The 14,835-nt window shown below is 59.3% G+C and carries 12 protein-coding genes; 8 read left to right on the top strand and 4 right to left on the bottom strand.

Annotated features, from left to right (window positions below; genetic code table 11):
• Positions 1–47: 47 nt before the first annotated feature.
• The 6 genes from AC3RLQ_RS10805 to AC3RLQ_RS10830 all read left to right on the top strand — a co-directional run bounded on the left by AC3RLQ_RS10805 (position 48) and on the right by AC3RLQ_RS10830 (position 4,237).
• The gene (locus tag AC3RLQ_RS10805; RefSeq protein WP_422319793.1) at positions 48–701 is read left to right on the top strand and encodes a GTP-binding protein; all 654 of its coding nucleotides are present in this window, start codon (positions 48–50) and stop codon (positions 699–701) included.
• Between the two features lie 20 nt (positions 702–721).
• Positions 722–1,120 (top strand): roadblock/LC7 domain-containing protein, encoded by a 399-nt coding sequence (locus AC3RLQ_RS10810; RefSeq protein WP_493036929.1) that lies wholly within the window; start codon positions 722–724, stop codon positions 1,118–1,120.
• Positions 1,121–1,201: 81 nt separating this feature from the next.
• On the top strand, positions 1,202–2,149 hold the full coding sequence (locus AC3RLQ_RS10815) for an FAD:protein FMN transferase (protein ID WP_493036931.1): 948 nt from the start codon (positions 1,202–1,204) through the stop codon (positions 2,147–2,149).
• Positions 2,150–2,342: 193 nt separating this feature from the next.
• Positions 2,343–2,816 (top strand): DUF2127 domain-containing protein, encoded by a 474-nt coding sequence (locus tag AC3RLQ_RS10820; protein WP_493036933.1) that lies wholly within the window; start codon positions 2,343–2,345, stop codon positions 2,814–2,816.
• 306 nt (positions 2,817–3,122) lie between these two features.
• Complete coding sequence (locus tag AC3RLQ_RS10825; RefSeq protein ID WP_493036935.1) at positions 3,123–3,626, top strand: hypothetical protein; 504 nt, start codon at positions 3,123–3,125, stop codon at positions 3,624–3,626.
• 98 nt (positions 3,627–3,724) lie between these two features.
• Positions 3,725–4,237 (top strand): hypothetical protein, encoded by a 513-nt coding sequence (locus AC3RLQ_RS10830; protein WP_493036937.1) that lies wholly within the window; start codon positions 3,725–3,727, stop codon positions 4,235–4,237.
• Here AC3RLQ_RS10830 and AC3RLQ_RS10835 read toward each other — a convergent pair.
• Positions 4,234–5,421, bottom strand: a complete 1,188-nt coding sequence (locus AC3RLQ_RS10835; RefSeq protein ID WP_493036939.1) for a XylR family transcriptional regulator — start codon at positions 5,419–5,421, stop codon at positions 4,234–4,236. The two genes, AC3RLQ_RS10830 and AC3RLQ_RS10835, sit on opposite strands and share 4 nt — an antisense overlap.
• Positions 5,422–5,528: 107 nt before the next feature.
• Here AC3RLQ_RS10835 and AC3RLQ_RS10840 point away from each other — a divergent pair, with 107 nt between their 5' ends.
• Complete coding sequence (locus AC3RLQ_RS10840) at positions 5,529–6,485, top strand: YHYH protein (protein WP_493036941.1); 957 nt, start codon at positions 5,529–5,531, stop codon at positions 6,483–6,485.
• Between the two features lie 48 nt (positions 6,486–6,533).
• Positions 6,534–9,065 (top strand): DEAD/DEAH box helicase, encoded by a 2,532-nt coding sequence (locus AC3RLQ_RS10845; protein ID WP_493036943.1) that lies wholly within the window; start codon positions 6,534–6,536, stop codon positions 9,063–9,065.
• Positions 9,066–9,317: 252 nt separating this feature from the next.
• Here AC3RLQ_RS10845 and AC3RLQ_RS10850 read toward each other — a convergent pair whose 3' ends face one another.
• From AC3RLQ_RS10850 to AC3RLQ_RS10860, 3 genes are read right to left on the bottom strand one after another with little or no spacing between them, the layout of a single operon-like run.
• Positions 9,318–11,525: a molybdopterin oxidoreductase family protein gene (locus tag AC3RLQ_RS10850; RefSeq protein WP_493036945.1), complete on the bottom strand. Its 2,208-nt coding sequence runs from the start codon at positions 11,523–11,525 to the stop codon at positions 9,318–9,320.
• A gap of 2 nt (positions 11,526–11,527) precedes the next feature.
• Complete coding sequence (locus tag AC3RLQ_RS10855; protein ID WP_493036947.1) at positions 11,528–13,117, bottom strand: DmsC/YnfH family molybdoenzyme membrane anchor subunit; 1,590 nt, start codon at positions 13,115–13,117, stop codon at positions 11,528–11,530.
• Positions 13,114–14,829, bottom strand: coding sequence for a NirA family protein (locus AC3RLQ_RS10860; RefSeq protein WP_493036949.1), 1,716 nt, complete (start codon positions 14,827–14,829; stop codon positions 13,114–13,116). The genes AC3RLQ_RS10855 and AC3RLQ_RS10860 overlap by 4 nt, the downstream gene beginning before the upstream one ends.
• Between the last annotated feature and the right edge of the window lie 6 nt (positions 14,830–14,835).

A 14,835-nucleotide genomic window follows, 5' to 3' on the forward strand; every position in this document is an offset into this window, starting at 1 on the left:
GTCAGGCTGCGGTCTTCATTTCATTCCATTCGTCATTCCCCTCCGCCATGCCCAGCATCAATCACGACGACCGCACCGTCAGTTTCAAGATCGTCTACTGCGGCAGTCCGCTCAGCGGGAAAACGTCCAATCTCCAGCAGATCCACGCCAAGCTGGACCCCAATGGCTGCAGCGATCTCGTCTCGCTCTCGACCGCGCAGGACCGCACCCTCTTCTTCGACTTCCTCGCCGTCGAGGCGGATGCCCTACCCGGTTACAAGACCACCTTTCATCTCTACACCGTTCCCGGCCAGATCACCTACAATGCCACGCTGCAACTCGTGCTCAGGCAGGCCGATGGAGTGGTCTTCGTGGCGGATTCCCAGATGGACCGCCAGCGCGACAATCTGCACTCGTTGCAAAGCCTGGAAGCCAACCTGCGCATGAACGGCAGCGCGCTCGACCGCCTGCCCATCGTGATTCAATACAACAAGCGTGACCTGCCCAATGCCGCGCCGGTGGAATACCTGGAGTACCTTTTCAACAACCGGCCCACGCCCTTTCTCAGTTTCGAATCGGACGCACGCAGCGGTCGCAATGTGCTGGCCACGCTGAATGCCATCTCCCAGGCCGTGCTGCATCAGTTCCGCCTGCGCACCGCGCCTGCAGACAGCACCTCCGCCACCCCTCACGAGCTTCCCACCCACGCTCTCGCCGCGTAAACCCGCCTTGTGCTTTGACCATGGAACTCACCGCCCTCGCCTCCATTCCCGAAGTCATTCAGATCGCTATCGCTGATGACGCCGGGCGTCTGCTCGATTGCGCGGGCGATGCCGAACAACCCACCGCCGCCATCCTGGTGCTGGCGCATGCCACCCTGTCTGCCGCCTCCGAACTGGGCCGCCGGTCCGGCAGCGGCGATTGCTTGGAGATCGTCCAGCAGCATGACGGCGGCGTCATTTACCTTCACGGTCTGCCACAGCGCCGCGTGCTGCTCGTCCGCTGCCGAAATACCGACGTCATTCCCCTGATCCGTACGGCTTGTGAAGGACTGGCAAAGCCCATCACGACCCGCATCCGCCCTGTCTCTGCGCCTTCCATGAATCTCTCCGACGCGCTTCACGCAGAGCCAGCTTGGTAAACAAGGAATGGGAGACTCCCATCCCGCTGCCTACCCCGGCCTTTCCAAGGCCGGGTTTTTCGTCGATACGATCCTCCTGCCGTGAGTTCCGTGTATTCCATCCTTCCCTTTTTCCTGCTCCTCTGTGCCCTTCCAGCGCAGGCCTTGGAACGCTTTGATTTCTCCGCGCCGCTCATGGCCACCACCTTCCGCATCTCCGTGCATGCGGACACGAAAGCCCAGGCGGAAGCCGCCGCCGATGCCGCCTTCAAACGCATCGCCGCACTCAACGCCGTCTTCTCCGACTACGAGCCCAACAGCGAGCTCATGCAGCTCTGCAATGCCGGACCCAACAAGCCCTTCAAAGCCAGCGACGATCTTTTCAAACTCATCTCGCACTCCCTCGAATTCGCACGCCTCACCGAGGGCGCCCTGGACATCACCTGCGGCAATCTCACCCACCTCTGGCGGCGTACCAAACGCACCCACAAACTGCCCCCCGCAGACCGCCTCCAGCAGGCGTTCACCGCCACCGACTGGCGCGCCGTGCAGATGGATGCCAAAGCGCACACCATCACGCTGCTGAAGCCAGGCATGCTGCTCGATCTCGGTGGCATCGCCAAAGGCTACGCCGCCGATGCCGGCCTGCGCGTGCTGCGTGAGCACGGCCTCACCCGCGCCCTCGTCATGGCGGGCGGAGACATCGCCATCGGCGATCCACCACCGGGAGAGGATGCCTGGGAGATCAAACTGCGGCAGTTTGCCAGCGCCGCACCGGAAGAAAAACTGGAGAGCGTGCGCCTGCACAACTGCGGCGTCTCGACCTCGGGAGACTTGTACCAGTTCACCGAGATCGAAGGCGTTCGTTACTCCCACATCGTCTCGCCTCAGACCGGACTGGGACTCACGGAGCGTATCGCCTGCTCCGTGATCGCCCCGGACTGCATGACCAGCGATGCCCTCGACACCGCCATCTGCGTGATGGGAAAGGAGCGCGGCCTCAAAATGGCGGTGCAGGTCAAAGGTGTGACGGTGCGGTTTGTGGAGTGAGCCTGGATTAGACATGCCGTAAGAGTTCAGCAAAGCTGGCGCTCCCCGGGCAGAATCCAGCTCAACAACGAAGACCAAGGCCCCCTGAACGAATGGGACAATGCATCCTTCAAGGGCAGACAAGACGATGAATCACTGAAATGATCCACCCGCTTACCCATTGCTGCCACCACCGGGCCGCGCATTGTTTTGCATGACCTCCTCCGGCCTGCGCAAAAGTCTTGATGTAGTGGCCGCGATTGAAGCGGCCAAGGGGGCGATTGTCCTGCTGGCGGGTTTTGGGCTGCTGGGGCTGTTGCACCGGGATCTGCACGTGTGGAGCAGCGAAATCGTGGAGCATTTGCATCTCAATCCGGCCCGGAAGTATCCCCACATCTTCATTGATCTGTTTTCCTCGTTCACCGACCAGCGTCTGTGGTTGATGGCCGGCATGGCGCTGCTGTATTCCACGATCCGCTTTGCGGAGGCCTACGGGTTGTGGAAGCAGAAAGCGTGGGCCGAATGGCTGGCTCTCGTGGGCGGCTGCATCTACCTGCCACCCGAGGTTTATGCGATCTACGAGAAAGCAAGCGTCATCCATGTGTCCGCCCTGGTGGTCAATCTGGTGATCGTGCTGCTGGTGGCCAAGGTACTGCTGCAAAAGCGCAAAACTAGGCAGACTCACTAAGCAGGCAGATTCCCCTGCCGAGTGGAGCCGTCTTTCTTGCGAATGTTTTACATCGTTCTGACACATCTTCTTCAAGATGTGGGAATCTGCGACCAGACAACGAAAGCGGCGCAAGGCTGCCAGTCGCAATTTTCAGATAGTGGTTCCTGCATGGCTGTTGGTACACACTTCAAAGAACCGGGGTGGATCGAGTGATCCACCCCGTTTTTTGTACCTACCGACTGCAAAAAGCGGTCAGATTTCCACTTGCAGATAAATCCACGGGTCTCGTTGCTGCGATATGTTGTGCCCACGGCACTCTATCCCATGAAATACACCCTCATCGTCGCCACCCTCCTGCTCACCCTTTTCCCTGCTCTGGCTTCGGCTGGCACGGTCAAACTTCCGGAGGACAAACCAGCGACGACGGTCAGCATCCCGGATTCCTGGGAGCCCGAAGCCTCTGACGACGGCATCCTCGCCGAATCCGCCGACAATGTGGCTACGATCTACCTCGAAGTGGTGGCCGACGAGAAGCAGATGGACAGCGTCATTGAGGAAAGCCTCAAATGGCTGACCGAAGATCATGAGGTGAAGGTGGATGCCGCCACCAAAGAAACCAAAGACTTTGAAGACTCCGGCCGCAAGTGGAGCCGCATCTCATGGAGCGGCGAGAGCAAGGAGTGGGGCCCTGCCGTGATCGGCTTCCTCTTCACCGAAGTGGGAGACGGCAAGGTGCTGACCATCACCTACTGGATCTCGAAGAAAGACAGCGAGAAGAGCCTGGAAACTCTGGGCAAGATCTTCTCCAGCGTGAAGTCGGTTCCTTAATCAGGCGCTGAAAGCAGTTTCACAGGGCGGCTCCGATTCATCGGAACCGCCTTTTTTCTTGCCGTCTCAGGCAGGATTTAGTTAAAGCATGCTCCACCATGCGCACTGAATTCGGCAATACTTGGAAACAGATACGCTCTATTTTTATCGCCGGTCTGGTCATAGGCGCGGTGGCAGCCGTGGCGATTGGTGCCATGAACCACCATCAAGGACGCCCGCTGGATCTGAAGCTCCTGCTGGGAATCTGCGTGGGCATGGGATGTTTGCTTCCGGTGTTCGTGCTGCCCACCCTGCTTTTTTCCATCCGTATCGAAGACGGCGTCATCTCCCACTGGCTGTGCCACCGCAAGAAGCTCGCTGAAGGCCGCGTGGATGATCTGACGAAGGTGGAAATCGCCGTGGGCAGCGGTGCGAAGTTTTACTTTGCCAGCCGGAAACCCATTTCCTTCATGGGGGCTGATCTGATGGTCCTGCAGGCAATGTGCCTGCACATCATGGAACTGCGTCCGGACTTCGATCACTTCGTCTTCGGCTCCCGTGCCGCGATGATTCTCAAGGCGGTGAAGCTGTTTCAATCGAAGCGGCAGCCTCCTGCCGATCCCGCACCTTAGATCACCGCCCTTTGTCGGCGAAACTCTCCCGGCGTCATGCCTGCACGCTTTCGAAACGCCTCGGCCATGTACTGCGGGTGCGTGAAGCCGCAGCGGGCGGCGATGGCATCGAGCGTGAGATCGGTCTGAGTGAGTAGTTTTTCCACCGCCGCAAAGCGGATGCGGTTGATCTCCTCCCCCGGGCTGCGGCCGATGAGCGCCTTCATGCGGCGCTCAAGCACGCTGCGTGAGAGCGCCGTCTCCCGCGCAACCCGCGTCACATCAATCTGCTCTGTGGCATGCTGGCGGATGAAGCGCAGCGCTTCGGCTATGCGGGGATCTTCGACCGCGACGATGTCGCTGGACTGACGCACGACGATGTCCCCCGGCGCCAGCAGATGCTTTTCTCCGGGCTTGGGCACACGCCGTTTCGCCATCCATTCATCAAGCATGCTCGCTGCTTCGTAACCCACGGCCTGCCCGCGCAAGCGCACGCTGGAGAGCGGTGGGGAGGCGGTGTCGCAGAGCATGTTGTCATTCTCCGCCCCGACAACCGCCACCTCCTCCGGCACGGCGATGCCTGCACGGCGCGCCGCATCCAGCAGCCAGAAGCCGAGCTGATCATTCACCGCAAACACGCCCACGGGTTTCTCCAAAGACGTCAGCCATTCGGATAAGGCGCGCTGGTGCTCATCCCAGCGCAGCCGCTTCGTCCCTGCCCCGCCGGATTTGAACAGGGAGCACTCGAAGCCATGCGCACGCAGAGTTTGCGTAAAGTACTCGCTGCGTTCGACGAAGAAGGCCTCGGCGGTGTCCAGATAGCAGGCGAAGCGTTGGAAGCCTCGATTGCGCAGATGCTCCGCTACCCGCGTGCCCACGATGCGGTTGTCCATGCCGACAAAGGGAAACGAATGCGGCAGCACCGTGGTGCGGAGTTCGATCACCGGCAGCTTCGTCGCCTTGAGCTGGCGCAGCATCGCGGCATCGACGGTGCGTGAGAGAATGCCGTCTCCGGGCCAGTCTTTGAGCCAGTCAGGGAAACGGCTGCGCAGATCGCGTGGCTCCAGATACAGCGACCACGGGCCGTGCTCCGCCACATAACGCCGGATGCCGCGCACGATGTCACGGCCATAAGACCGCGAAGTATCGACAAGAACGGCGACCTGCGGGATGCGGTCGGGTTGGGGACGTGGAGCCTTTGGCATGACAGGATGCAAACCGGAATCCTCCCCCGGAAGCAAGCAGGAATCGTGAGACGCATGGGAGGATTATTTTTGTAACGAAACCGCGCCCGAGGGGTTATTTCCCCGACATGAGATTTTCCCGCCTCGCTGCCACTCCTGCCATGCTGATCAAAGTGATCAGCACCGCACTTGTGACCGCCTGCCTCGCCGCTTCATCAAAACTGCCTCCGAATGAGGTGAAGATCACCACGGATGACCATTACCGCCGCATCCAGGCCAATGGCATTCCCGATCACACGCCCGGCCAGTTCCCCAACCGGCACAATCCCAACGTGATCGCGCCACAGAGCTACGACTACAAAGTGCCGCTGCATCCGAAGGTCGCGGAAAAGCCGGTGCCCTTTCACTTGCAGCCCTTCGGCATCGCGGTGAACGGCGTTGTCTTTGATCCCTTCGCCGCTGAGTGGTGGCAGGGCAATCCGGCGAGCGGCTGGCAGTATGAACCGCATGGCGGGGCGATTGATCTCGGGCTCGATGCGAGCAACGCTCACGTGCAGCCCAATGGGGCCTACCACTACCACGGCATCCCCAACGGCATGATCGAAAAAATCGCCGGCGACAAACCGAAGATGGTGCTCGTCGGTTGGGCGGCAGATGGTTTTCCCATTTATGGCCCCTGGGGTTACAGCACGGCGCAGGATGGCAACAGCGCCTTGAAGAAGCTCGATTCCAGCTATGCCATCAAGGCAGGCACCCGCCCCGCTGGCTCTCCCGGTGGCAAGTATGATGGGTCCTTTGTGCAGGACTACGAATACATCGAAGGCAGCGGCGACCTGGATGCCGGCAACGGCCGCTTTGGAGTGACGCCTGAATTTCCCAAGGGCACCTATTATTACGTGCTCACCGATGAGTATCCCTACGTGCCACGTCAGTTCGCCGGCACACCGGATGCCAGCTTTGCACGGCGGGGTCCTCCCGGCGGCGGCTTAGGCCCTCCGGGACGCGGTCGGCGTGGTGGCCCGGGAGGTCCCCCCGGCGGCCCCGGCATGCGCCCACCTCCAGGTTTCTTCCCACCCCCGTTTTGATCTCGTCAGACGGTTGCATGCGTGATGGTCGCAGGCGATGGGCAGGAGATGACTGACCACCCGCTGCTGCGCCGACTGCCGAAATCCACCGACTGCTCCAATGATGAGCTGCTGGCGGGGTTTCTTGACTACGTGGCGGAGAAAAACCTGGAGCTTTACCCTGCGCAGGAGGAGGCCATCTTGGAGCTGTTTGATGATCGCAACGTGATCCTCAACACCCCCACGGGCTCGGGCAAATCGCTGGTGGCGCTGGCTCTGCATTTTCGCTCCCTCGCGAAAGGTTGCCGCTCCGTATACACCTGTCCCATCAAGGCACTGGTGAATGAGAAGTTTCTTTCCCTGTGCCGCGACTTCGGCCCTGACAACGTGGGCATGGCGACGGGAGATGCCACGGTGAACCGCAACGCGCCCATCCTCTGCTGCACGGCGGAAATTCTCTCAAACTACGCGCTTCGGGATGGAGCTGAGGCCCCCTTTCGCGAAGTCATCATGGATGAGTTTCACTACTACTCCGACCGTGAGCGCGGCGTGGCCTGGCAGGTGCCGCTGCTGACGATGAGCAACTCCCGCTTTCTGCTGATGTCCGCCACAATGGGCGGCTCCGATTTCTTCAAAGAGAAGATCACCAACCTGACCAAGGCCGAGACCACCGTGGTGGCCGCGTATGAGCGGCCGGTACCGCTGGAATTCAGCTATGCGCAGACGTCCGTGGATATGACGCTGCAGGAGCTCGTGACGGCCAACAAAGCGCCGGTGTATCTGGTGCACTTCACGCAGAATGAAGCCGCACAGGCAGCGCAGGATTTGATGAGCCTGAACTTCTGCACCGCCGCGGAAAAGGCATCGATTAAAGAAGCGATGCAGGGCGCGAAGTTCACCAGCCCCTATGGCAAGGAAGTGAAGAAGTATCTCAGCCATGGCGTGGGCATTCATCATGCCGGGCTGCTGCCAAAGTATCGCGTGCTGGTGGAGAAACTGGCGCAGCGCGGCCTGCTGAAAGTGATCTGCGGCACGGACACTTTGGGCGTCGGCGTGAATGTGCCCATCCGCACCGTGCTGCTCACGCGCTTGAGCAAGTATGGCGGCGAAAAGGTGGCCACACTGAGCGCGCGTGACTTCCACCAGATCACCGGACGTGCCGGACGGCGTGGGTATGACGACGTGGGCTACGTCGTCTGCCAGGCACCGGAGCACGTGGTGGAGAATGCGAAGATGGAGGCGAAGGCTGCCGGCGATGTGAAAAAGATGCGCAAGATGGTGAAGAAGAAAGCACCGGAGGGCTTCGTGGGCTGGAATGAAGACACCTTCAAAAAGCTGCAAAGCGCCGCACCGGAGCCGCTGATGTCGCGCTTTCAAGTCTCGCATGGCATGTTGCTTCAAGTGCTCAGCCGCAAAGGCGATGCCTGTGCCGCGATGCGCCAGCTCATTGCAGACTCGCACGAAACAACCAACGCGAAGAAACAGCACGAGAAGCGTGCCTGGGAGCTGTTTCGCGCGCTGGTGCGGCGCAAGATCATCGAGATCATCCCCACAGCGCAGCGTGATGAGGACGGCACCAAGCTGCGGCTCAATGTGGAGTTGCAGGAGGATTTCTCGCTGAACTACACGCTCTCGCTTTATCTCATCGACACCCTCGCGCTCATTGATCCCGCCTCGCCCACCTATGCGGCGGATGTGATGACGCTGTGCGAATCCATCCTCGAAAATCCGGACATCATCCTGCGCCGTCAGCTCGATCAGGTGAAGGACGAGGCCATGGTGGCGATGAAGAACGAAGGCGTGCCATTTGAAGAACGCATCGCCAAGCTGGAGGAGCTGGAATACCCGAAACCCTGCCGCGACTTCATCTACAGCACCTTCAACGCCTTCAGCGAGGCGCACCCATGGATTGGCCAGGAGAACATCCGCCCCAAGAGCATCGCGCGCGAGATGTTCGAGAACTTCCGCACCTTCAGCGACTACATCAACGACTACGAACTGCACCGTGCCGAAGGCGTGCTGCTACGCCATCTCTCCGGCGTGCATAAGGTGCTGGCGCAAACCGTGCCTGAGAACTTCAAGACCGAGCCCGTGCAGGAGATGGAAGCCTGGATCGCCGGAGTGCTGCGCGGCACAGACTCCAGCCTGTTGGATGAATGGGAGCGTATGCGCGATCCCAACTTCAAGCCGGACGAGCCGCAGGAAAAACCAGCCGAAGCGCCCGACATCACACGCAACAAACGCGAATTCACCGCCCTCATCCGCACCGAGATCTTCCGCTTTCTGCGCCCCTTCTCCGTTGAAAACTACCCAGCCGCAGTCAGCACCGTCAGCGGCCCACTCAACGCCGAAGCCCTGGCATCTCTCATGGAACCGTATTACGCGGAGCATGAGCGCATCCGCCTCGACAACGAAGCCCGCAACGGCCGCCATACCTACGTGGAACCGAGCGAGGACAACACCTCCTGGCGCATCTGCCAGGTGCTGATCGATCCCGAAGAACTGAACGACTGGCAGGTGGAGTTTGCTGTGGATCTCGCTCAAGCCCGTGAGGATGGCAAGCCAGCGCTGAAACTGCTGACCGTGCGGAAAATCGAATAGCGCACCGCCTGAAGTACGATGGACACTCCTGTCCGTCGATCAGCGCATGGCAAGCACAATGACCTGCGAACGCCCCCAGAGTCGGCCGGTTTGGCGGCGAGGGGTTTGCGTGATGAAGAATGTCTTGTTCGCCAAACACACTCAACCTACTTCTGGAAAGAGCGTTTTGAAGTTCGACAGCGTTGGAGATGATGTGAGCGCTGATCGACGGACAAGAGTGTCCATCGTACTCCATTTGCGGCGCAACTGGCGCTACTTCTCCACCCTCACCGCCGAATGTTTGTAACTCGGCTGCCGACTATGAGGATCATAGGAGGCATGCGTGAGCTGGTTCACGCGGCTGTCATGCATCGGCAAAAACACCTCACCAGGAGAGACCGTGGTGGTTAGCCGTGCTTTGACCGTGAGCTCAGCCCGCTTCGAAATGACGCGCACCATCATGCCATCGCGTACGCCGAGACGGGCAGCATCCTGCGCATTGAGATCCAGCATCAACTCTTCAGGAATCATCTTCGCCAGCACTGCGGACTTCCCAGTGCGTGTCTCCGTATGCCACTGCGCGCTGGTGCCGCGCCCGGTGATCAAAATCAACGGATACTCATTGCTGCTCTGTTCCGGCGCGGCTTCCGGCGCATCAAAGACAAACTTCGCGCGCTTGTCCGGAGTGAAAAACTGTCCGTCCTCAAACAAGCGGCGCTCCTTCCAGCTTGAAGCTTCAAACTTGGAACTTTGAGCTCTGGAAAATGGCCACTGCACACCGCCGGATTTGCGCAGCATCTCATGCCCATTGATGCCCGTGATGTCACAGGGCTGGTCTTCCGTGCAGCGCTGCAGCACGCGAAAGACCGCCTCCGGACTGCTCCATGCACGAAACAAGTCATCACAACCCCAGTAATGGGCGATGAGACGGAAGATGTGAAAATCCGCCAGCGCCTGACCCGGCGCACGATGAACTTTGGGACTGTACCCGATGCGGCGCTCGCTGTTGATGAAGCAGCCCTCCTTTTCACCCCAGCCCGCCGCTGGAAGCACCAGATGCGCACGCTTCGCCGTTTCAGTCGTGCAGTACATGTCCTGCACCACCACGAAGTCGAGCTTGTCGAGAATGCGGTTGATCTCGTTTTGGTCGATCCACGAATGGCTTGGATTGGTGGCCACAAACCACAACGCCTTCACCTTGCCTTCGTCAGCCGCTTTGAGGATCTGATCATATGCCATGCTGGGCCTGTCAGGAATACGCTCCACCGGAATGCCGGTGGCGGCGGCGACTTTCTCGCGATGCCGTGGATTGCGAAAATCATGCCCGCCAAGCAGATTCGTGGTGTTGGAGAAGAGGCGTGAGCCCATGGCATTGCACTGTCCCGTGATCGAATTGGCGCCGGTGCCGGGTTTGCCAATGTTCCCTGTCATCAGTGCCAGATTGATGATGGCTTGTGCGGTGCGGGTGGCTTGATGCCCTTGATTCACTCCCATCGTCCACCAGAACGAGACACGCGGTGATCCGGAGATGATGGTCTGCGCAAAATGAACGAGGCGATGCACACTAATGCCTGTTTCCTGCGAGACGCGCGCCGGATGGAAGTCCGCGAGGAAGCGCTGAAAGTCATCAAAGCCACTGGTGTGCTGCTCCACGAAGGAGGTGTCCACGCCGCCGTCGCGGATGATGAGATGGGCGAGACCGTAGAGGAGCGTGAGATCGCTTTTGGGCTTGATGGCATAATGTTGAGTGGCGGCCATGGCCGTCTCCGTGGTCCGTGGATCAACGACGATGATCTGCGGCTGGCGTTTGTTCCGCAGCACGCGCTGCCACATGATCGGATGCGCGATGCACGGATTTGCACCGATGAAGACAAGCACATCGCTTTCTTCAAAATCAGCATACGTGAACGGCGGCGCATCAAAACCAAAGCTCTCCTTGTAGGCGGTAACAGCAGTGGCCATGCACTGGCGCGTATTGCCATCTCCATGGATCATGCCCATTCCAAACTTTGCCAGAGCGCCGAGGTAGGCCATCTCCTCAAACATGATCTGTCCGGTGCTCAGGTAGGCTGCGGCCTCTGGGCCGTGCTTATCCAGGATGCCGCGCATTTGGTCGCAGAAATAACGAAGTGCAGTATCCCAATTGACCTCCTTGCCATGTAGAATCGGCATCCTGGCACGGTCCGGAGCATCCAGAACACTCAGCGCTTCCCAGCCCTTGGGACACGCAGCACCGAGGTTGACCGGATAGTCGGGATCCGGCGTGAGATTGACCGCTGCGCCATCTTTCAGATGGACTTTAAGCCCGCAGCCGGTGGAGCAAAAGCCACAGACCGCGGTCGTCGTCGCATCCGGCATCAGGTGGGATGGCACCTGTCCGAGGCCAAACCTCGCGGGTTCACGCACGAGGTCAGCCGTGAGAGGGCCGGCCCATTCTCGCAAGGTCATTGCCGGCAGCTTGATGGCAGGGAGTTTCATCATGTTCAGTTCCCCGGCATTTTTGAGCCAGCGGCGGCAGTGAAGAAATAACGCCTCTCCATCAACTGACTGCCAAAAGTCAGCAGCAGCGACAAGCTCAACATCCACCCCACCGAGGCCCCGGCGGCGATCATAACAGGGATCAACAAGCCTGTGACAATGAGCAGCAGCCCCCGCGCTTCGATTTGCTTCGAAAGGTGTTTCTGCAATACGCGCGCTGATTTGTGCCAGGCACAGTTCTCATCGGCCAAAGCCCGCCGATAGCCGGAAATCTCCCAAAGCGACAAACTCCAACGACATACCAGCGAGAATGTCATGGCCCACGAAGCGATGACCATGCCGGTCCAGCTCCAAACGACGGCACACAAGACGCCTCCCAGCAGCAACATCGTGCCAAGGAATTTGGCGGCGACATTCTGCATCGACCAAAACGGCCTGCGAGTGTCCACATACACCATCACCGAACACCAAACGGCGATCAGGGCTGCGCCTGCAGTCCCCGTGACAGCCAGCCGCATCCATTCAAAATTCCCGAGCCACCAGGTCACAAAGATCGCCTGCCCGCCTGCTGGCAAAGCACCAAAGGCCATGATCTCGCGGGACAGCCACGATTTGCGCCAGCCAAGAAACGCTCTCCAGGCCTTTAATGGCTGCCCCAAATGCAGCGTGCTCAAAGCCACTCCGGCAAGCCCCACAACAAGGGCTGCTGCACTGGTCATGGCGGCCTGCTGCAAGGTGATCAAATTCATCCACATGGCGATGGCGCAACCGATGAAGCCCCCGGCGCTCATCTGCGTGAGAACTAGCATCCATGCGAGCGGATCATGCCCATGATCAAGATCCAGCCGGCCCGCATCTGCCGGTCTGGCGGATATTGGAAGCGGTTTCGAAGAAACATAGGTCGTTGTAGGACGAGTGTAGCTTGAATCAAACGCACCCGTGATGATGCTGCCACGATCCGGCACTGCATCGAGTTTCACGACCTTGATTTTGATCGCTTCGTTTGGGCAGGACTGCACACAGGCAGGTGCCTCCACTTCTGCGAGACGCCCCTGGCACATGTCACACTTCCGCACAATGCCACGCTTCAGATTGAACTTCGGCACCTCATATGGGCACTTCAAAATGCAGTAGCTGCAGCCGATGCACTGGTCATCCAGATGCCTCACAATGCCCGTGACCACGTCCTTGTCATAGGCCAGCACCGGGCAGCCATCCGCACAGGCGGGCTCTGCACAGTGATGGCAGGCGGTGGTGACGGTTTGCAGATAAGGCTGCTTCCGGGTGCCGACGAGCAAGCCCATGTCGCGCCAGCTTTCACCATCATCGAGTCCGTTCAGGGAATGACAGGCTGCCACGCAGGCTTTGCAGCCGGTGCAGGCGTCCAGATTGACCTCAAATGCATACTGCTCACCGGGATCCGGCTTGCTCAACGGGATGAGATGCGTGAAGCGATCACGCACTGATTTAGAATCGTATTCGTCGGAGAAAAGAGCAACAGGAGTGCGCAGCGTCTGCTGCTCGCGAAGCGCCGCGTCGATGATGCTGACGGCAGAGCCGCCGGCTGAGATCGAGCGCTCCAGATCGCACATCATGACTCAGAGCTGAACACCTCCTGCAGTTGACCGACCGTGTGCCGATTGCAGAAGGCATGAAAAGTTTCCTCAGCGCTGCGCTTGTCCAGATAACCTTTGAGCATCGCCTCAAGGGTGGAACCGAGAGATTCGAAGGCCACGCCGCTGAAGATCTGGCGGCCAATCTTGCGATTCTCACCAAAGCCACCACCCACGGTGATGTGGTAGCCTTCCCCGCTTTCAGATTTCACCTTGGTGCCGAGCAGGCCGATGTCTCCCATGAAGTGCTGGGCACAGGAGTGAGCGCAGCCGGTGAAGTGAATGTTCACGGGCTTGTCAAGCTTCACGCGCTTGTCGAGATACTCCATCATGGAGATGGCGTGCCCCTTGGTATCGGTGGCAGCAAACTTGCAGTACTTGTTGCCGGTGCAGGCCACAAAGCCGCTTTTGAGATTCGACTGCTCGCTGGGAAAGCCCAGCTTCTTCAGCGACTTTGCCACCGTGGCAGCGTAGGCCGCCTTGATGTTCGGAATGATGAAGTTCTGCCAGACTGTGAGCCGGATCTCACCAGAGCCATAACTGTCAGCCAGATCTGCAATGCGGTCGAGTTGCCTGGCGGTCATCTGCCCCACGGGAACGCTGGCACCGATGTAAACCAAGCCCTCCTGTTTCTGCGGAAACATGCCAACGTGTGAATGCCCCTGCTGGGAGAATTCTCGCTTAGCCTGGCACGGTGCCGTAGGCGCAAGGCGGGTAAGTTTGAACTTCAGCAGCTTCTCAGCTTCGACCAGCACACCATCCAGGCCCTTGTCTTCGATCACATACTTGAAACGCGCCTTCTTGCGGTTCGTACGGTCACCAAACTGGATAAAGACTCGCAGCAGCGCGACCATGACGTCATTGAGCTGTTCCGGCTTCACGATGACACCCCAGTCACTGGCAAAAGTCTGATGTCCTGTGACGCCACCCAAAGCGATGCGGAAGTACACTCCCGGCTCGATGCCCTCACTGTTCTCGCCGATCTTCACGGCACTGGCGCCGATGTCATTGGTATCCTCCACCGCCGAGATGAGGCCACCGCCATCATAGGCGATGTTAAACTTGCGTGGCAAATCGTAGAATTCCTTTGAAGCAATGATGAGCGTGGCGAGTTCGTTCACCAGCGGACGCACATCAATGAGTTCATGCGGATCATAGCCCGCGCATGGGTTCATCGTGATGTTGCGAATGTTGTCCGCACCCGCACCTTTGGAGTGCAGGCCACAGCCCTGGATGCGGCGCAGCACTTCGGGACAGTTCTTCGGCTCGATGAGGCGGATCTGAAAATTGTTCCGAGTGGTGATCTGAATGTAACCCGTGGTGAGTTCCCGGGCGATGGCAGCAAGCTCCCGCAACTGATAGCTCTTCACGATGCCGCCGGGAATGCGCAACCGGCACATGTAGCCGTCCTTCACAGGATTCAGCCAGAAGAGCCCGTTCCATTTGTAGCGAAACACCGACTCGGGCTCGGGCTTGGAATTCCACCGTGCATCCATGACGAGCTGCTCGATGGCGTCAAAAGGATGCAGCTCACGTTTGATGCGCTCCTCCTTGGTCAGATCATCCAACGCGGGTCCGGCAGGCGCAGCAGCCGGTGCAGGCGCCAGATCACCAAAGGAGACTCCGCCTGCGGCAATGCCGGCAAAAAATCCTTCGAGGTAGCGCTTCTGCTCGCTGGAAAAATCAGTGTTCATCGGGAG

The sequence above is a fragment of the Prosthecobacter sp. GW821-HT29F12 genome, from assembly GCF_058803405.1.